Here is a 19,242-nt window from a genome sequence, read left to right on the forward strand (position 1 = left end):
ACCCTGCTAAATAACCCAGAGAGGCGTAGAGTCATTTATTGACCCGTTATCAACATAATCCCGGTATAAACATAATCTCGGTATAAACACAATCACGGTATAAACAGCACACTGACCCCATTGATGGTGGTATCGCTATGCCAAAGAGAGCTAAGTCAGGAGTTTCCGCTACCGCTGAATTAACCTGTTTGCTGCGCGCAAAGTCATACGGTGAGAAGAGACCCCATCTTAAAAGTGATGATTATGTGGCGGTTATTCTGAGTCAGACCTTCCATTCACTCTTCTCTATGATGCAGAAAACCTTTCTGCTGGGTGATGACATATTCAATCTCGCAACTCCCGCCGGCATCTACCCCTACATTGTCGCCCGCACTTTATATATTGATGATATTTTCAAAAAAACCGCAGGGCGCTTTAGCAAAATATTTATTCTGGGGGCCGGTTTTGATTCCAGAGCCATTCGCTTTCATTACGCGCTGCAACATAGCGCTATTATTGAAATCGATAGTCCCGCCATGCAGCAGCATAAAATCGAAAAACTGAGTGAGGCCCACATCTCACCACCTGCCAATCTGGTCTTTTTACCCATTGATTTTAATCAGCAAAACTTGGCCGACACCCTCGACACCCTCCCCTTAGCCGCCGGAGAGAAGTGCCTATTCCTATTAGAGGGCTTGCTGATGTATCTGGAGCCGGCGCAGGTCAAAAGGCTATTGAGTGCCATCAGTGACTACAGCCGCGATGGCAGTCAGATTATTTTTGATTTTGTTTATGATCATCTGTTGGTGGATGACCACGGATCAACCGACAGCTCACCATTCAACGGCGAATATGGCGTAAAAGAGAGTGTTGAGGGGGTGCGCACTATTGGCGAAGCCTGGCGATTTGGCATCGCCGCCAATGGCCTTGATGCACTGCTACAGCAGTACGGTTTTGCGCTATTGGATAGAGCCGATGCCCGCGAACTGGAAAAGCGCTTCTTTACCGATAAACAGGGAAAATGCCTGGAACAAATTAATACAGCTTCGTGTTTGGTCTACGCCAATCGAGAAAAATCCTAATAAATCAGCGGATAACCATAATTTCATCAATTATCAATTGCCCTGACAAATATTATTCTCATTATCAATAAATAATCCCTGCCACTCCTTTCTTGTTTTATCAATCTGGCTATGATGAAGCATACCCCTTTTTCTGACCGCGAGAGAATTATGCTAATCGATTTACGCAGTGACACAGTAACGCAACCTGACGCCGCGATGCGCAATGCCATGGTGAATGCCGAAGTTGGCGACGATGTGTATGGCGATGACCCGACGGTAAATGCTTTAGAAGCCGAAGCCGCCAGAGTGTCGGGCAAAGAGGCCGCCCTGTTCTTGCCGAGCGGCACACAGGCCAATTTGGTCGCGCTATTGACCCACTGCCAACGGGGTGAAGAGTATATTGTCGGCCAGAAAGCGCACAACTACCTGTATGAAGCGGGTGGCGCGGCGGTACTTGGCAGCATTCAGCCGCAACCCATTGATGCCAATGATGACGGCACCCTGCCGCTGGATAAAGTGTTAGCCGCCATCAAACCTGACGATATTCATTTTGCCCAAACCCGGCTCTTAAGTTTGGAAAATACCCATAGCGGCAAAGTGTTGCCACTGAGCTATTTGCAGCAAGCCTGGGCCTTGACCCGAGAGCAGAGACTGGCGCTCCATATTGATGGCGCACGTATTTTTAATGCGGCGGTGGCGCTAAATCGCCCCTTGAGTGACATTAGCCAATATTGCGATACCCTGACCATTTGTCTCTCCAAAGGGCTGGGTGCGCCGGTGGGTTCACTGCTATGTGGCAGTGCGGAATATATTCATCGCGCCCGCCGCTGGCGTAAAATGACCGGCGGTGGTATGCGTCAGGCCGGTATTCTGGCAGCGGCAGGGTTGTACGCCTTAGAGCACAATGTCGCCCGCTTAAAAGATGACCATGACAATGCTGCCTGGCTAGAGCAGCAGCTGCGCTCACTGGATGTCGAGATTGTGGCACCCGGCGCACAAACTAATGTGCTGTATATTAAGCAATCTGCCGAGTCAGCGGCAAAATTAGGCCCCTGGATGCGCGAACGTGGCGTATTAATCAGCGCTGGTCCAGTCACCCGAATGATTACCCACATCAATGTAAGCCGCCAGGATCTGGAAAAAGTGGTCGCACTGTGGCGTGAGTTTTTGGCCGAGCAGCGCCCATGATGCCGCAACGGATATTGGTGCTGGGGGCCAGTGGCTATATTGGCCAGCACCTGATCCCCAGACTCAGCCAACAGGGGCATCATGTCACTGCCGCCGCCCGCCGTGTCGAGTGGTTAAAAGAGCAGCCGTGGCCCGGCGTTAAGTGCCGTTTTGCCGATGTTTATCAGCCCGACACCCTCAGTGCCGCCCTGCAAGATATTGATGTGGTTTATTATTTGGTGCATGGCATGGGTGACGGGCAGGATCTAATTGAGCAGGAGCGCCTGGCCGCCAACAATATGTTGGCCGCCCTACAGGCCGCGCCCTGCTCAGTGAAGCAGGTTATCTATCTGGGCGCATTACAGCCGGGAAACAACAGCTCTCCCCATCTGATTGCGCGCAAACTGACCGGCAATTTACTGCGCCAAAGTGGCATTCCGGTGACGGAACTGCGCGCCAGCATCATCGTCGGCCCCGGCTCAGCCGCCTTTGAAGTGATGCGCGACATGGTTTATAACCTGCCGATCCTAACGCCACCTCGCTGGGTGCGCTCGAAATCGTCCCCGGTCGCGCTAGATAACCTGCTGGTTTACTTGACACAATTGCTCAATCATCCGGCGCAAGACAACCGCATTTTCGATGTCGCAGGGCCGGAGTACATCAGCTATCAAACCCTGTTCGAGCGCTTTATTGCCATCAGTGGTAAACGGCGCTGGTTGATCCCGATCCCGCTGCCGACCCGCTTTATCTCGGTCTATTTCATTAGCATGATCACCTCAGTGCCGACCCCCATTGCCAGCGCATTGATTGAGGGGCTAAACCACGATTTACCGGCCGATGGCACAGCATTGCAGGCGCTGATCCCGCAGCAACTGGTGAGTTTTGACGATGCGGTCAAAGAGACACTGCGCCGTGAAGATGAAGTGGTGGACTCTGCTGACTGGGGCTATGACCCCGAAGCCCGCGCCCGCTGGCGGCCCGGTTACGGATTTTACCCCAAGCAGGCGGGTTGCCAACTCTACACCACCGCCTCCAGCGAAGCACTGTGGCATGTGGTGCAACAAATCGGCGGCAAAGAGGGCTATTTCTACGGCAATCTGCTGTGGAGAACCCGCGCCTGGATGGATGACATTGCTGGCGGCGGCGTAGTCTATGGCCGCCCGGATCGCGAAACACTGGAGTTAGGTGACCTGGTTGATGGCTGGAAAGTCATTACCGTCAAGCCGTTACGTCAATTAGCGATGATGTTCGGCATGAAAGCCCCCGGTTTGGGCCGGCTGACATTTACCATCAAAGATTTAGGCGGGCGTCGCAGTTTTGATGTGCGGGCATGGTGGCATCCGGCAGGTTTTAGCGGCCTGCTCTACTGGTTTGTGATGATGCCAGCCCACCTGTTTATCTTCCGTGGCATGGCAAAACGTATTGCGGCGCTGGCGGAGCAATATGATCGCCAACAGCCGCAGCGCACATCGGCGCAAAGTGAATCAGGTGACGAGCCAACACCCTAAATTGAGCGGCATAACTAATGCCCCAGAGTGTTAAAAAAGTCGATTGAAGGGGAGATGTTTCGTTGGGGTCGTAGTCGCGTAAGCGACCGAAGCGCCCCTAGGAACAGTCGCCCCTTCACGCACCCAGCTTGATGCTGGCTTTGCCATAAACCTCCGGCATAACTAATGCCCCTTTTTCCTCTGATTCGCAGTCAACAACACTGTAAAGCCAAGGAAAAAGCGGACAGTCGGTGCTTTCTGATTGCATAGCGCATCATTTCACGGAAGAATGGCATCTTATTTGCTGAGCGAATGATTCCAGACGCTAGCATTCTGATTTTTGGTGGGAACCGAATTCGCTATGAAGGTATTGGTCACCGGTGCAACCTGTGGGTTAGGCCGAAATGCCGTTGAATATCTCCGTCGTCAGGGTATCAAAGTCATCGCTGCTGGCAACAATGCGGCGATGGGCGCATTACTGACAAAAATGGGCGCTGAATTTATTCATGCGGATCTGACCAATCTGGTTTCCTCGCAGGCAAAAGCTATGCTGGCGGATGTCGATACCCTGTGGCACTGCTCCAGTTTTACCTCGCCATGGGGCACTGAGCAGGCTTTTGAGTTGGCCAATGTGCGCGCCACACGCCGCTTAGGCGAATGGGCCGCCGCCTATGGCGTGGAGAATTTCATTCATATCTCCTCACCTGCTATTTATTTCGATTATCATCACCACCGTAATATTCAGGAAGATTTTCGGCCAGCACGTTACGCCAATGAATTTGCCCGCAGCAAGGCCGCCGGTGAACAAGTTATCCAGCAATTGGCGCTCTCCAACCCACAAACGCACTTTACCATCCTGCGCCCGCAGGGCTTATTTGGCCCGCACGACAAAGTGATGCTGCCGCGCCTGCTACAGATGATTAAGCACTATGGCACCCTGCTGCTGCCCCGTGGCGGTAATGCACTGGTGGATATGACTTATCTGGAAAACGCCGTACATGCCATGTGGCTGGCGACCCAAAGCCAGAATACCCTGTCGGGCCGAGCCTATAATATTACCAATCAGCAACCCCGCCCCTTGCGCACCATCGTACAACATCTGCTCGAACAGCTAGATATGCCGTGCCGTATCCGCTCGGTGCCCTATCCGATGATGGATATTATGGCCAGAGCCATGGAGAAGCTGGGGAATAAGGCGGAAAAGGAGCCGGTGCTGACACATTATGGTGTCGCCAAACTCAACTTTGATCTGACGCTGGATACCCACCGTGCTGAGCAAGAGTTGGGCTATCGCCCAATAGTGTCACTGGATGAGGGGATTAATCGCACCGCCCGCTGGCTAAAAGATCACGGTAAAGTGCGCGGTTTATAGCCCACTGCGGAGCATAGAAGTGCTGAATAAAGCGATTTCCAGCCAGCATAAGACAGTCGAGAAAATAGGTCTTATACTACAATCACTTTCATAATAGATTCTTTCACCTAAGGTCATCATATGAAAAAGAAAAAAATTGCTCTGATTCTTCCGCTCGCCATTCTGCTTAGCGCCTGTACCAGCACCGTCGATCCGGCGTTTAAGGATATCAGCAGCCGCACAACACCTTGTGTTGACGGTGGGCCGGATCAGGTGGCGCAACAATTCTATGATCTGCGGGTTCAACAAATTGGCAATCACACTGGCTTGCCCGATGATAATCTCTCGGCCCAATTTCGCCCTTATCTGAGCCAAACGCTTTACTCAATGATTCAGACTGCCAGAAAACAGGCGGGCACCCGTAGCACAGCTCAAGTAAATAGCACCCAAGTCATTAACGGCGATATCTTTACCAGTCTGCGCGAAGGTACTACCCACGCGGATGTTGCCAGCGCCTCGACCATTCCCAATAGCGACGCCCGAAACATTCCGCTGCGTGTTAATTTGACTCATCAGAGTGCCGGCGGTAAATCGGTGACGTGGCAAGATGAGGTGTTGATGATCCGCGAAGGGAGCTGCTGGGTGGTCGATGATATCCGTTTTATGGGCGTCTCTGCCCCCGCCAGCAGCTTACGTCAGCTACTGGGTGATCACTGATTCCACACTCTTCTCTTCCGGTGGGTATACTTATCTGCCGGAAATTTGTCACACCGGAGTGATATTTGGTAACCTTGCTAACAACTAACTTCAACAAGGAAGAAGTTGTCATGTTCTCAGTTCATTCACTCATCAGACTCCTCGCCGTCAGCGGATTTTTTGTCGCCAGCGCCGCCCAGGCAACCTCCGAATGTGGGCAAACCGCCCAGCTAATCAATACCCGTTTAAGCTATATGAAAGATGTCGCGGGCGATAAGGCTGCCAACCATCTGCCGGTGGAAGACATTGCCCAAGAAGAGAAAGTGATCGATAAAACGCTCGCGGAAGCGGCGTCGTTAGGTCTCGATACAGCATCGATCAAGCCCTTTATGGTGGCACAAATCAATGCGGCAAAAGCGATTCAATACCGCTATCGCGCAGACTGGTTATCACAGCCAGAACCCCATTGGCAGCCAAAATCACTGGAGACGGTGCGCACTGATATTGGCGAGCTGAGTAGCAAGATCCTTAAACAGATAGCGGACGAGTTGAAAACCTGCGAAAAAACGACCATTGCCGACAAAAACGTATTCACTAAAACAATACGCCAACATAATCTACAAGCCGCTGATGTGGATATCATCTTCTCAACTTTCACTCAGATAAAGTTGAAGTAGCTGCCGGATTATTCTTGCCATCAATGTGTACCGGTTTTCTTCCAGTCAATCGGTATGCTTTGATTTACAAGCAGATTCCCATTTTGACTATTTTTTAATCTGCCGCTGCAGATGCTCTGTCAGATTTATTCATCGCACGACAAATTCCCTCTGAGTAGGGTCAAATCCAAATGTTATGCTGTTTTTCCCACTGAACTCTGGTTATTAATAAATTTTAACGCACAAAGATTGCATAAGTATGCCGCGGAAGTTACCATTCACCGCATCATTGGCTATTCAGATTTGGCGCATGAGTATTCAACTTAGCGGAATTAACTGTTACTACGGCGCACATCAAGCGCTGTTCGACATTACATTAGACTGTCCGGCAGGCGAAACCTTAGTGTTACTAGGGCCAAGCGGTGCCGGTAAAAGCTCACTACTGCGCGTGCTCAACCTGTTGGAGATGCCGCGTTCCGGCACCTTGCAGATCGCCGGTAATCACTTCGATTTTACCCAAGCTCCGGGGGCAAAAGCGATTCGCGAATTGCGCCAGAATGTGGGTATGGTGTTCCAGCAATACAATCTTTGGCCGCATCTGACAGTGGTACAGAATCTGATTGAGGCCCCTTGCCGCGTGCTGGGTCTGTCAAAAGATGAAGCCATGGCGCGGGCGCAGAAATTACTGACGCGACTGCGTTTGACCGACTTCGCTTCCCGCTTCCCGCTGCACCTCTCCGGTGGTCAGCAACAGCGCGTGGCCATTGCCCGTGCGCTGATGATGGAGCCTCAGGTTCTGCTGTTTGACGAACCCACCGCAGCACTCGACCCAGAGATTACCGCGCAAATCGTCAGCATCATCCGTGAATTGGCCGGAACCGGCATCACTCAAGTGATAGTCACCCATGAAGTTGAAGTCGCCCGTAAAACCGCCAGCCGTGTGGTGTATATGGAAAATGGCCACGTGGTGGAACAAGGCGATGCCAGCCACTTTACTCAACCAACAACCGAAGCTTTTGCCAGCTATCTGTCACATTGATATCTATTTGGGAATTTGCGATGAAAAAATTAATAGTTGCGGCACTCCTCGCCAGTATCAGTCTGTCTGCCTCTGCCGCTGAAACTATCCGTTTCGCTGCTGAAGCCACTTATCCGCCATTCGAATTTATTGATGCCAATAATAAAATGCAGGGCTTCGATATCGATCTGGCGAATGCGCTGTGTAAAGAGATGCAGGCCGAGTGCACCTTTACCAATCAGGCGTTTGACAGCTTGATCCCAAGCCTGAAATTCAAACGTTTTGATGCGGTTATCTCAGGTATGGACATCACTCCTGAGCGCCAAAAACAAGTTGCTTTCACCAAACCTTATTATGATAACTCCGCACTGTTTATCGCCGAGAAAGGCAAAGTGGCTGATTTAGCTGCCCTGAAAGGCAAGCGCGTGGGGATGCAAAACGGTTCCACCCATCAAAAATACCTGATGGAGAAACACCCTGAAATCACTGCCGTCCCTTATGACAGCTATCAGAATGCGATTCTTGATCTGAAAAATGGCCGTCTGGACGCGGTATTTGGTGACACTGCAGTAGTGAATGAGTGGCTAAAGCAGAATGACCAACTGGCTGCCGTCGGTGATAAGGTGACTGACGCTGACTATTTCGGTACTGGTTTAGGTATCGCCGTTCGTCAGACCAATAGCGAATTACTGGGTAAGTTAGATGCTGCACTGGCGAAAGTTAAAGCCGATGGCACCTATCAGACAATCTATAAAAAATGGTTCCAGCAGTAATCTAAGCACCCATGAATGAATTTCAACCTTTAGCAAGCGCCGCCGGTATGACCGTCGGCCTTGCCGTTTGTGCACTGGCCCTCGGTCTGGTTCTGGCGATGCTGTTTGCCGTCTGTGAATCGTCGCGCTTGAAAGTTGTCAGCTATCTGACCACCGGCTGGGTCACCATTTTACGCGGGCTACCCGAGATTCTGGTGGTCCTGTTTATCTATTTCGGCTCCTCTCAGCTGCTGATGATGCTGTCGGACGGATTTACCCTGAATCTCTATCTGTTTGAGCTGCCAATTAAGCTCAATATTGATGATTTCGAGGTCAGCCCGTTCCTGTGTGGTGTGATAGCCCTCGCCCTGCTCTATTCGGCTTACGCGTCGCAAACCTTACGTGGCGCACTAAAAGCCGTGCCGATTGGGCAGTGGGAATCGGGGCAAGCATTGGGTTTGAGCCAGGCGGCCATCTTCTTTCGCCTGATTATGCCGCAGATGTGGCGTCATGCCTTACCCGGATTGGGTAACCAATGGTTGGTGCTGCTAAAAGATACCGCGTTGGTGTCGCTGATCAGTGTGAATGACCTGATGCTGCAAACCAAAAGCATCGCCACCCGCACTCAGGAACCCTTCACTTGGTATATGATTGCCGCAGCAATCTATCTGGTAGTGACCCTGCTGAGCCAGTACGTGCTCAAATGGATTGAACTCCGTACCACTCGTTTTGAACGGAGCCCATCCTGATGCTGGAATACTTACCCGAGATCCTAAAAGGGCTGCATACCAGCCTGACGCTGACCATTGCCTCCTTATTAGTGGCATTAGTGTTATCACTGCTGTTTACCATTGTGTTGACACTGAAAACCCCCATTATCACGCCGCTGGTCAAGATCTATATCACGCTGTTCACTGGCACCCCGCTGCTGGTGCAGATCTTTTTGATCTATTACGGCCCAGGGCAGTTCCCGGCTATCCGTGAATATCCGTGGTTATGGAGTCTGCTGTCGCAACCCTGGTTGTGCGCAATGATTGCGCTGGCATTGAACAGCGCGGCCTATACCACTCAGCTGTTCTATGGGGCTGTCCGCGCGATTCCATCCGGTCAGTGGCAATCCTGCGAAGCACTAGGGATGTCCAAAGCCCAGTCGTTACGCATCCTCTTGCCATTTGCCTTTAAACGCGCACTCTCATCCTACTCCAACGAAGTGGTGTTAGTGTTCAAAAGCACCTCACTGGCTTACACCATCACATTGATGGAAGTTATGGGTTACAGCCAACTGATGTATGGCCGTACTTATGACGTGATGGTGTTTGGGGCTGCCGGGATTGTCTATCTGTGCGTGAATGGGCTGCTGACATTATTGATGCGGTTGGTGGAGCGCAGAGCACTGGCGTTTGAGCGGCGAAATTGAGGGGAGACATCCCCTATCCCGTTGATTGGAGTAGAGCAGGTTTGGTGGTCTGTTCGGGTGACATGAGATCGGATCTGGTTTCGGTTGATATTCGTTCAGTGAACACTTTACCTCTGTGACCTCAACCGAGCAGGAGGCAGGCCGGCCCTCCTGCTCCTGCGGCTTGCGCGAAATATTGTGGCTTCGCCATCCCCTCCGGCAGCTTGCCGGCTAATCGAACCGGGGCTGACTCGCTCCCAGCTCGACAGCCCCTTTCGCCGCGTCCATGCGGCTCATTCGGCCTGCAATCTTTGTCGGCAATATTCCTGATTGCGCTCAACATCAAAAGAGAAAGTCAAAATCAACCTAAACCAAAGTTGAATCATGCCCACTCTTCCCTTAAAAAAATAAAAACTAAATTTTTAATCACATTACTTGCATATAAATTCATAAACTGGCAATGTAAACCCCATCAGTTATCCAAATAAGCTGCGACAAAAAATCACTAGTAATAATAAAATCAATAACTAACACCGCATTCCATTTAAAAAATTCTGACAGGAGTTTAAGCATGAAAAAGTTACTATTGGCAACAATCTTAAGTGGTATGGTTTTCAGCGCCACCGCAGCGGATACCATCCGTTTTGCCGCCTCCGCCACCTACCCGCCATTTGAATCCATTGGTGCCAATAACGAAATCGTCGGCTTTGATATGGATCTGGCAAAAGCATTGTGTAAACAAATGGAAGCCAACTGCACATTCACCAATCAAGCCTTTGATAGCCTGATCCCTGCGCTTAAATTCAAACGTTATGATGCCGTTATCTCCGGCATGGACATCACGCCAGAACGTAGCAAACAAGTGGCATTCACCCAGCCTTACTATGCCAACTCAGCCATTGTGATCGCCCCAAAAGGCAAGTTCAGCACTTTTGCTGACCTGAAAGGTAAGAAGATTGGGATGGAAAATGGGACAACACATCAGAAATATTTGCAGGATATGCACCCTGAAATCCAAACCGTGGCCTATGACAGCTACCAGAATGCCATTATTGACCTGAAAAATGGCCGTATTGATGGGGTGTTTGGTGATACTGCGGTGGTGAATGAGTGGCTGAAAACTAATCCGAATTTAGCATCAGTGGGTGAGCATGTGACTGATCCACAATACTTCGGTACAGGCCTTGGGATTGCCGTGCGCCCAGATAACACCGCACTGCTGGAAAAACTGAATAAAGCTATTGATGCGGTGAAAGCTGATGGGACATATAAAACCATCAATGATAAGTGGTTCCCGCAATAATACCTTGCCGACTTAATGCCGCAGCCAACACCCCTGCGGCCTCAATAACTTTGGCTAGTTAGCTTTTAGAGTTGTGAACAAGTAATACCAACACTTCGTAATGAGCGGTATGCGGGAAGAGATCAAACAACTGCACCCGCTCAATATGGTAATCGGCTAACCTGCTAATATCTTTCGCCATTGTCTCTGCGTTGCAACTTGAATAGAGAATGAATTTAGGTGCCATCTGAGTCAGATAATCACAAAGCTCGGCCCCTATTCCACGCCGTGGCGGGTTAACCAATACTAATTGGGGCACCTGTGCTTCTGCGGTGGCGAAACGGGTGGAGTCCAACGCCGCAAAATTGACATTTTTTAGCCCTAGCTGATCCGCTGACTGCCGTGCACAGGCGATGGCTTCGGCGCTAATTTCAATCCCGGTAAGCTGAGTCTCAGGCCCGGCACAATGCAAACCAAAACCGCCCACACCGCAGAACAGATCCCACATGCTACTAATGCTCAACTCACGTACCCATTGCCGCGCCGTGGCATAGAGCAAAGCTGCAACCTGCGGATTTGTCTGGAAAAAGCTCTGTGGGCGGATAAACAGTGGCACCTGATTAAGCTGTTCCGGCAGCGCCTGCTGCTGGGTAAGGGGGATCTCTTGCTCCCCCTCCAAAATCGCCATATGCACCGGCTGAATATTAGCCGAGATAACCGCCAGTTGGGGCAGTTGTTGTTGTAACCACGGCAGCGCCGCCTGCAATTGCGCCAGCTTGGTTTCAGAGCGCAAGACAAAGCGCAGCATCAGTTCGCCACTGTAGCTGCTTTCAGTCAGTAACAGGAATTTAAGCTCGCCGCGCTTGCGGGCAACGTTATAGGGTGTTAGGCCCGCGCGGGCGATAAAAGTTTTGAGCACAGCAAAAATGGGCGCAAAGCTGGCGGGATAGAGTGGGCAGTCACATAGGTCAACGGCGCTGCCGTCACGATGTAACATCCCCAATAGCGGGCGCTCGACACTGCCACTGACCACCATTTTTGCTTTATTGCGAAAAGCACTCTCGCGCCCGAAAACCGGCATTAGCCATTGGGCCACCGGGTGATCTGCCAGCAGATCGTGCAAATGATGTTGTTTGTCAGCCAGTTGTTGCGGATAAGGTCTATCCAGCCACTGGCAGGAACGGCAGCTACCCGCCATATACTGAGTGCAATGCATTAATAATTGACCGTGATAATCTGAGACGTTAAATAATTCGCAGCCGAAGCTGTTGGTGGGGGCGAATTGTAACACTGTGTCGCGCTAAACACTCATTTTGCGTGGTTGAAATAGCGATGCCAGGGGAAAAATAGCAGACCAATAATCACCACATCAGGTATTTTTTGCAGCAGCAAGCTATGCAGGATTTCAGTGCCGCTCTCGCCCTCGACACGGAAAACATCCAGTAGCAGCCAATCGAGTGAAACTAGCAGCAGATAGCTAACCACGACTATCTGGCACAATAGATAACACCAACGCGCCCAGTTCTGCCGATGGCATACCGCAACGCCACAGACAACTTCCAGCAGCAGCAATAGAATACTGGCGACTAAGATTAAGCCGGAGTCCCAGCTTTGCAGATTTTCATCAACAAACTCCCCCGTGCCACTCCACCCCAATTCAGCCACTAATAACAGCACGCCAAGAAAATGAGTTGCAATGATAGCCGTGCCGGCAATCAAAACCGGTACTGGGGTGGTGGCAGCAGACGAAAATGCTGAGGATGAAAATGATAATCTCATATTGCCCTGTCTATACCCCGTTTCAGTTTCGACAACCTGCTGTTATCCCTCACAATAACGCCGCTAGAAAGCGGCGTCAAAGTAAGTGAAAGATTAACAGTTTTAAGGACAATCAGCCATTTTTAGCCATCAACTATTTTTAACCATCAACCCTTTTTTAATCATCAGCTGCGGGCAGCTTTGCGTAGCTCCCGTAACCGCTGTTTTTCTGCTCGGGACATAAACCACCATGCAATTAAACCAATGATGCCAACCACCAGCAGAATCAAGGTCGCCAGGGCATTGATTTCAGGATTAACCCCCATTCTCACACTCGAGAATACCAGCATCGGTAAGGTGGTCGCCCCCGGCCCGGCAACAAAGCTGGCAATCACCAAGTCGTCCAGCGACAGGGTAAAGGCCAGCAGCCAGCCAGAAATTAATGCCGGAGCAATCATGGGCACCGTGATGACAAAGAACACTTTCAGTGGCGTGGCTCCCAGATCCATCGCCGCCTCTTCGATAGAGCGGTCCAGTTCACGTAATCGCGAACTTATCACCACTGTCACATAGGCGGTACAGAAGGTGACATGCGCCAGCCAGATGGTGAACATGCCGCGCTCTGCCGGCCAGCCAATGGCGTGCCCCATGGCGACAAACAGTAGCAGCAGGGATAAACCGGTAATCACATCGGGCATGACCAGCGGCGCGGTCAACATGAAAGCGAAACCCGTCGAGCCGCGAAAACGCCCAAAACGCACCATCACCACTGCGGCAATTGTCCCCAGCACCACGGCCATAGTGGCTGAGGCGGCGGCGATAGTCAGACTCAATCCAACAGCGGATATCATCGCCGAATCGTTAAACAGTTCGATATACCAGCGGATAGACCAACCCGCCCAGACGGTGACCAGCTTTGAGCTGTTAAACGAGTAGATCACCAGCATCAGCATCGGCGCATACAGGAAGGTATAGCCGATTATCAAGATCACCCGACGCCACACCGACCGCACTTCCGGTAGGTTGTTCATTCCGCGCCTCCTATCTCTCTATTCTGGTGTTTGTGGAACCAGAGTATCGGCACAATCAGCAATACCAACATCACTGTTGCTACCGCTGAAGCCACCGGCCAGTCGCGGTTATTGAAGAACTCTTGCCACAAAATACGCCCAATCATGATGCTATCTGGCCCGCCGAGCAGTTCAGGGATAACAAATTCCCCCACCGCCGGAATGAACACCAGCATGGAACCCGCCACAATCCCGCCTTTGGTGAGCGGCATGATGACACTAACGAAGGTTTTCAAGGGCCTGGCACCGAGATCTGACGCCGCTTCTACCAATGAGTAATCCAGCCGCGTCAGTGCGGTATAGATGGGGAGTACCATGAAAGGCAGGTAGGAGTAGACCACGCCTATATATACCGCCAAATTGGTGTGCAGAATAATCAGCGGTTGATCGATAATCCCACTCCAGATCAGGAAGTTATTCAAAATGCCATTGTTCTTTAGGATGCCCATCCAGGCATAAACCCGAATCAGGAATGAGGTCCAGGAGGGCAAGATCACCAGCAGCAATAGGATATTGCGCGTAGATGATTTACTGTGGGCAATAGCCCAAGCCAATGGATAGCCAATCATCAGACAGCAAAAGGTGGATACGGCGGCCACTTGCAGTGATTGCAAATAGGCATCGATATAGAGTGGATCATCAAGCAGTTGCAGGTAATTACCCAGATTCAGCGAGATATCCAGCTTGCCGTCCAGCCAGGTCATCAAATCAGTGTAGGGCGGTACTGCACGAGCCATCTCGGCCAAACTGATTTTGAACACAATCAGGAATGGCAGCATAAACAGCAGGAATAGCCATAGATAGGGCATGGCTATGACCAGTTTACGGCCATGTGCCATCTGGAAACGTTGTATCAGCGCCTTAATTGGCCCGACCGCGCGGGTTGGTGGCTCTGCCGCGCCATGAGTGGATTCTGGTATCACAATATTTAGCTCCCCAAGACCATTTGCAGCTCAAAACTAGCTACTCAAATCTAGCTACTCAAAACTACGCAGCTGTCAGCATCCCAGCACAATTGCACTTCATCGCCCCAGGTGGGCATCCCTTTGCGGTAGCGATGACCATTTTGTAGCTGTGCACTCAGCATCTGGCCACTATGGAGTTTGACATGATAGATGGAGAGATCGCCCAAATAGGCAATGTGCACCACTTCGCCGACGGCAAAGTTGCAGCCATCTGCCGGTATCTGTTCGCACAACATCACTTTTTCTGGTCGCAGGGCAACAAATACTGGCACGCCGTCAACCACCGAGGCATCGGAATCCACTTTTAGAGGATGGCGCAAACCAGGGCTGTCGATGACCAGAGCATCGTCCAAGCGCGCTTTTAATACGCCTTCAAACACATTCACTGAACCGATAAATTCAGCACTAAATCTACTATTGGGATGCTCATAAATCTCTTCTGGCTCACCAATTTGCACAAATTTGCCACGGTTCATAATGGCAATGCGCCCGGCCATGGTCATGGCCTCTTCCTGATCGTGAGTCACCATCACACAGGTGGCCCCGACTCGCTCCAGAATATCCACCACTTCCAGTTGCATACGGTCACGCAACTTTTTATCCAGCGCGCCCATTGGCTCATCCAGCAGCAGCAGTTTTGGCCGTTTCGCCAAGCTACGCGCCAGTGCAACACGTTGGCGCTGACCGCCAGATAACTGGTGTGGTTTGCGTTTGGCGAACTCTTGCATGTGTACCAGCGTCAGCATCTCAGCCACCCGGCTCTTAATTTCAGCCGAGGGCAGCTTGTCTTGCTTCAAACCAAACGCAATGTTCTGCTCAACCGTCATATGCGGGAACAGTGCATACGACTGAAACATCATGTTGATCGGGCGCTGATAGGGCGGTACATGAGACAAATCCTGCCCATCAAGGACGATTTGCCCCTGAGTCGGCTGTTCAAAACCGGCCAACATCCGCAACAGCGTGGATTTACCGCAGCCTGAAGCGCCCAACAGCGCAAAGATCTCACCTTTATAGATTGTCAAATTGACATCATCTACAGCGGCCTGACCATCAAATGATTTAGTTAAGTTGCGGATCTCCAGCAAGGGCGTAAACACCTTCTGGGATTTGGGCTGTGGGCGGGGAGTTACATCATTCACTCAGCGTGCTCTCCGTAAAAGCAGAACAGGCCGCATACTAGCTGCGGCGCAATAAAAAAACAGGAACAGAGGGATAACCCCCTGCCCCTACCATAGTCTATTTCACTTGCCCATCAACGGGTTATTTACCACTTTTCACTTTTGTCCAAGCCCGGGTGATCACGCGATCGATTTTCGGCTCTTGTACTTTCAGGGTGAACATTTTAGCCCGCACATCTGCCGGTGGATAGATACCCGGATTATCGCGGACTTCAGCATTAACCAGCGGTGTTGCGGCTTTGTTGGCATTAGCATAGAACACGTGGTTGCTGATATTCGCAATCACATCAGGACGCATCAGGTAATTAAGGAACTGATAGGCTTCATCCTGATTTTTAGCATCAGATGGCATGGCAAACACATCAAAGAAAGCCAATGCGCCCTCTTTTGGAATGCTGTAAGCCACATTCACACCATTCTTCGCTTCTTTAGCGCGATTAGAGGCCTGCATGATGTCACCCGCCCAACCGACAGCCACACAGATGTCACCGTTTGCTAGATCATTAATATATTGTGACGAGTGGAAATAACGGATGTTCGGCCGTAATTTCAATAATAATTCCGTTGCCGGGCCAGTGTAGTCAGTCGCCTGAATACTGTTTGGATCTTTGCCCAGGTAGTTCAGTACAGTGGCGAAAATCTCACTTGGTGCATCCAGGAAAGAGACGCCACAGCTTTTCAGCTTCTCAAGATTTTCAGGCTTTAGCACCAGATCCCAACTGTTTACCGGTGCATCTTTTCCTAACGCAGCTTTCACTTTTTCGACGTTATAGCCGATACCGGTCGTCGCCCACAGATAAGGGATCGCGAACTTATTATCGGGATCGTGCTTACTGACTAGCGCCAATAGCTCAGGATCGAGATTTTTGTTATTAGGAAGTTTACTTTTATCTAGCGGCTTAAATACGCCAGCAGACAATTGGCGCTCAAGGAAACTGGCTGACGGCACCACTAAATCAAACCCAGTGCTCCCGGCCATCAACTTACCTTCCAACACCTCGTTGGAGTCAAACACATCATAGACAACCTTAATGCCGGTCTCTTTTTGGAAATTAGCCAGCGTATCCGGCGCGATATAATCGGACCAGTTGTAAACGTGCAGTGTTTTTTCCTCAGCGGATGCTGAGACGGACGCGGCCATTAATAGGCCAGCGGCAACACCCGATAACCACTTTTTACGTTGGGTGAACATCCGTTAACTCCTCCAAATAGGGGGTGAAATAGAGCGCTAAATTTGTATCCGAGGATACAATACCGTTGCCCTGCCAGGTACTATTGCCACCCACAACGAATGCATGACTATGCACACTGAGTAATTATTAACCTAACAAGTGTAATCACTGATTTTGTGAGGGAGTATTATGCCCCTTGCAGCAACAGCAGCATAACCGCAGTTCGCAATCCGCACCAGACTCTAGGGTAAAAAACGCCTTTTATCGATTTTTTATGCATATTTTATCTATGTAATTCGTCACTAACGGTATAAACGGCGATAAATATCTGGCATTAGAGGGTAAAAAGCAGAAGATCTTATGGTTTGCAGGGGCAATTGCAGTGTGCCGCCGGAATCAGCGACACATTGAATGAAAGGATATTAGTGGATAACCGGGTAAGCTGTGGCAGTTGGCGGTGATTCATCCTCTTCGCTAGTACCAATAAAGAGTAAATCATTGGCGCGCGCCTCGAGAATAATCATCGAAATCTGCTCTTCACACTGCTGCATAAAGTAGCCAAATTGAGCCAATGTCACCCCAACTTCGATGGTCAGTGATTGGCAGACAATCAGTTTCGGCAGATTATCATCCTGAATATCAATAAAGGCTTTAACTGTCAGTGAACTGGCATTGATTTGGCTAAGATCCGCCACTAATGGGATCAGTGCCGTCGGTCTGACCTCGGCCAACGCCGAGAACAAGATGACGTTATCAACCAAATCGATTTTGGCATCAAACACGCCCTCAAAATTTTGCATATGCGGCAAATGCAGCGCCTGGCAGGAATCGCATTCAAAAAATGAGATACCGAGTTGATCCAGCCAACGCCGTAATAAGGTTAAATCCGGGACGATGAGTGAATCCATAACCATCTACCTCACGATTCTCATAATACGAAAAGTGGCATAGCTTACGTAATATTGACCGACAGCGCCATGATCAATCCCGACTAATTTAATGCCCATATTAAGACTCAGTACTTATCCTACTCAGATTTATTCTCTTTTTCGGATTCTGCTTTATCTCGCTCTTTCTTGCTTTGTGGCCTGGATATTCTATCAGCACTCCCTAATAGTGGACCAAATCCACTTGCAACGCGCCAAACAATACATACTGCCGCAGGGATCATCAGGCCGATCCCGACAAAAATCATAATAATCGCAACAGCCGGTGTGCCCATCGTACCCGGTAATGACAAAAAGTCATTGATACTGAGATAGGCAACCACCAGTAACAGCATCCCCAACACTTCTGAAATAATTACAATGCGGGGCATATCTCCTAACGAGCGCATCTTTACCTCCGATAAGCTCTGTATCCTTCATACCTTGAGCCGCAGCAATGTTAGCTACCACTCAAATTTGCTTGGGAATATATCAGCATTTGCCCAGTGTATTGAATCCATACAATTTGTAACAGTACCAAGTAGCAAATAGGTAAGATTTATCATATCAACAGGCAATTCCTGCTTTTTTTTCGCCACGCCAGCGGGCATAGTAGACCCCAGTGAGAGTAAGTAATGCGCTAGTAGTCATTTAACAGTCGAATACATCAGTCATTATTGGCGAAGTGATTACCTCAAATTAATCAAGGAGTTTTACATGTTTGCTGTAATTTTCGGGCGTCCTGGATGTCCTTACTGTGTCCGTGCTAAAGAACTGGCAGAAAAACTGGAAACTGAACGTGACGATTTTAAATTCCGTTACATCGATATTCATGCGGAAGGTATCACCAAAGCTGATCTGGAAAAAACTGTCGGCAAACCGGTAGAGACCGTGCCACAGATTTTCATTGATGAGAAGCACATTGGTGGTTGTACTGATTTTGAAGCATACGCCAAAGAAAATCTTAGCCTGTTCCAGTAATTAACTGGCAAAGAGCCGACTAAGCGCTCATTCAATCTAGATTGGCTTATCGAATAAAGGGTGTCTAACACCCTTTATTATTTGGATTAAGGTAGAGTCGCCAGTAAAAATAGTGCCCAAAAGCCACATCCACCCCAGTTAATAGCACATAACCCCATCTTTAATAAATAATTAAGCATTTCCCTCTGGTCATATCAAACTTCCCGCTTACTACTGGCTGTCTTACAGCAGACCGATTAGAATAAGCCCCGCTATCGCTTATCTCCTGTTTGGCGATAACTTTTTAGAATTTAATGAATTGTGTCGCTCTACCGCTACACCAAGCGCGTGTGCATCGTGAG

Annotated in this window: 20 protein-coding genes; 12 read left to right on the plus strand and 8 right to left on the minus strand. The window is 50.0% G+C overall.

All coding sequences use genetic code 11. The features are described from left to right. Positions 1-137: 137 nt before the first annotated feature. The 11 genes from HRK25_RS18320 (at position 138) to HRK25_RS18370 (ending at position 10,869) form a co-directional block, all read left to right on the plus strand. A complete protein-coding gene (locus HRK25_RS18320; protein WP_005275046.1) occupies positions 138-1,061 on the plus strand; it encodes a class I SAM-dependent methyltransferase in 924 nt (307 codons plus the stop codon). A 150-nt stretch (positions 1,062-1,211) separates the two neighbouring features. After that, a complete protein-coding gene (ltaE, locus tag HRK25_RS18325; RefSeq protein ID WP_032898062.1) occupies positions 1,212-2,231 on the plus strand; it encodes a low-specificity L-threonine aldolase in 1,020 nt (339 codons plus the stop codon). Further along, on the plus strand, positions 2,228-3,718 hold the full coding sequence (locus HRK25_RS18330) for a DUF2867 domain-containing protein (RefSeq protein ID WP_032898060.1): 1,491 nt from the start codon (positions 2,228-2,230) through the stop codon (positions 3,716-3,718). Before ltaE ends, HRK25_RS18330 begins: the two co-directional genes overlap by 4 nt. A gap of 340 nt (positions 3,719-4,058) precedes the next feature. Then, a complete protein-coding gene (locus HRK25_RS18335) occupies positions 4,059-5,069 on the plus strand; it encodes an NAD-dependent epimerase/dehydratase family protein (protein WP_049601462.1) in 1,011 nt (336 codons plus the stop codon). Between the two features lie 120 nt (positions 5,070-5,189). After that, the gene (locus tag HRK25_RS18340) at positions 5,190-5,765 is read left to right on the plus strand and encodes a lipoprotein (RefSeq protein WP_005279813.1); all 576 of its coding nucleotides are present in this window, start codon (positions 5,190-5,192) and stop codon (positions 5,763-5,765) included. Between the two features lie 110 nt (positions 5,766-5,875). Next, a complete protein-coding gene (locus HRK25_RS18345) occupies positions 5,876-6,421 on the plus strand; it encodes a chorismate mutase (RefSeq protein ID WP_005279814.1) in 546 nt (181 codons plus the stop codon). A gap of 289 nt (positions 6,422-6,710) precedes the next feature. Next, a complete protein-coding gene (gene artP / locus HRK25_RS18350) occupies positions 6,711-7,439 on the plus strand; it encodes an arginine ABC transporter ATP-binding protein ArtP (protein ID WP_049601639.1) in 729 nt (242 codons plus the stop codon). Positions 7,440-7,459: 20 nt separating this feature from the next. Further along, the gene (gene artJ / locus HRK25_RS18355; RefSeq protein WP_005279816.1) at positions 7,460-8,191 is read left to right on the plus strand and encodes an arginine ABC transporter substrate-binding protein; all 732 of its coding nucleotides are present in this window, start codon (positions 7,460-7,462) and stop codon (positions 8,189-8,191) included. 11 nt (positions 8,192-8,202) lie between these two features. Continuing rightward, positions 8,203-8,919 (plus strand): arginine ABC transporter permease ArtQ, encoded by a 717-nt coding sequence (gene artQ, locus HRK25_RS18360; protein ID WP_005279817.1) that lies wholly within the window; start codon positions 8,203-8,205, stop codon positions 8,917-8,919. Then, entirely contained in the window at positions 8,919-9,587 is a 669-nt protein-coding gene (gene artM / locus HRK25_RS18365) for an arginine ABC transporter permease ArtM (protein ID WP_032899150.1), read from the plus strand. Before artQ ends, artM begins: the two co-directional genes overlap by 1 nt. A 550-nt stretch (positions 9,588-10,137) precedes the next feature. After that, positions 10,138-10,869, plus strand: a complete 732-nt coding sequence (locus HRK25_RS18370) for an arginine ABC transporter substrate-binding protein (RefSeq protein ID WP_005276333.1) — start codon at positions 10,138-10,140, stop codon at positions 10,867-10,869. 58 nt (positions 10,870-10,927) lie between these two features. On the opposite strand, the gene rlmC is transcribed toward HRK25_RS18370, so the two are convergent. From rlmC to HRK25_RS18410, 8 genes are all read right to left on the minus strand, one after another. Beyond that, on the minus strand, positions 10,928-12,064 hold the full coding sequence (gene rlmC, locus HRK25_RS18375) for a 23S rRNA (uracil(747)-C(5))-methyltransferase RlmC (RefSeq protein ID WP_032898275.1): 1,137 nt from the start codon (positions 12,062-12,064) through the stop codon (positions 10,928-10,930). A gap of 92 nt (positions 12,065-12,156) precedes the next feature. Beyond that, positions 12,157-12,627, minus strand: a complete 471-nt coding sequence (locus tag HRK25_RS18380; protein WP_005276328.1) for a YbjO family protein — start codon at positions 12,625-12,627, stop codon at positions 12,157-12,159. 164 nt (positions 12,628-12,791) lie between these two features. Next, positions 12,792-13,637: a putrescine ABC transporter permease PotI gene (gene potI, locus HRK25_RS18385; protein ID WP_032898273.1), complete on the minus strand. Its 846-nt coding sequence runs from the start codon at positions 13,635-13,637 to the stop codon at positions 12,792-12,794. After that, positions 13,634-14,599: a putrescine ABC transporter permease PotH gene (gene potH, locus HRK25_RS18390; protein WP_005276325.1), complete on the minus strand. Its 966-nt coding sequence runs from the start codon at positions 14,597-14,599 to the stop codon at positions 13,634-13,636. The genes potI and potH overlap by 4 nt, the downstream gene beginning before the upstream one ends. A 50-nt stretch (positions 14,600-14,649) precedes the next feature. Then, complete coding sequence (gene potG / locus HRK25_RS18395) at positions 14,650-15,783, minus strand: putrescine ABC transporter ATP-binding subunit PotG (RefSeq protein ID WP_032898272.1); 1,134 nt, start codon at positions 15,781-15,783, stop codon at positions 14,650-14,652. Positions 15,784-15,904: 121 nt separating this feature from the next. After that, the gene (gene potF / locus HRK25_RS18400) at positions 15,905-17,014 is read right to left on the minus strand and encodes a spermidine/putrescine ABC transporter substrate-binding protein PotF (protein ID WP_049601471.1); all 1,110 of its coding nucleotides are present in this window, start codon (positions 17,012-17,014) and stop codon (positions 15,905-15,907) included. A 402-nt stretch (positions 17,015-17,416) separates the two neighbouring features. Then, positions 17,417-17,902 carry a type III secretion system chaperone family protein gene (locus HRK25_RS18405; protein ID WP_032898271.1) on the minus strand — a complete coding sequence of 162 codons (486 nt, stop codon included), beginning with the start codon at positions 17,900-17,902 and terminating at the stop codon, positions 17,417-17,419. A gap of 119 nt (positions 17,903-18,021) precedes the next feature. After that, on the minus strand, positions 18,022-18,330 hold the full coding sequence (locus HRK25_RS18410) for a YbjC family protein (protein ID WP_032898270.1): 309 nt from the start codon (positions 18,328-18,330) through the stop codon (positions 18,022-18,024). Positions 18,331-18,637: 307 nt separating this feature from the next. Between HRK25_RS18410 and HRK25_RS18415 the strand changes: the two genes are divergently transcribed. After that, entirely contained in the window at positions 18,638-18,901 is a 264-nt protein-coding gene (locus HRK25_RS18415) for a GrxA family glutaredoxin (protein ID WP_004873700.1), read from the plus strand. Positions 18,902-19,242 lie beyond the last annotated feature (341 nt).

Origin of the sequence: Yersinia bercovieri ATCC 43970 (genome assembly GCF_013282745.1) — a bacterium.
GTDB classification, from domain to species: Bacteria; Pseudomonadota; Gammaproteobacteria; order Enterobacterales; family Enterobacteriaceae; genus Yersinia; species Yersinia bercovieri.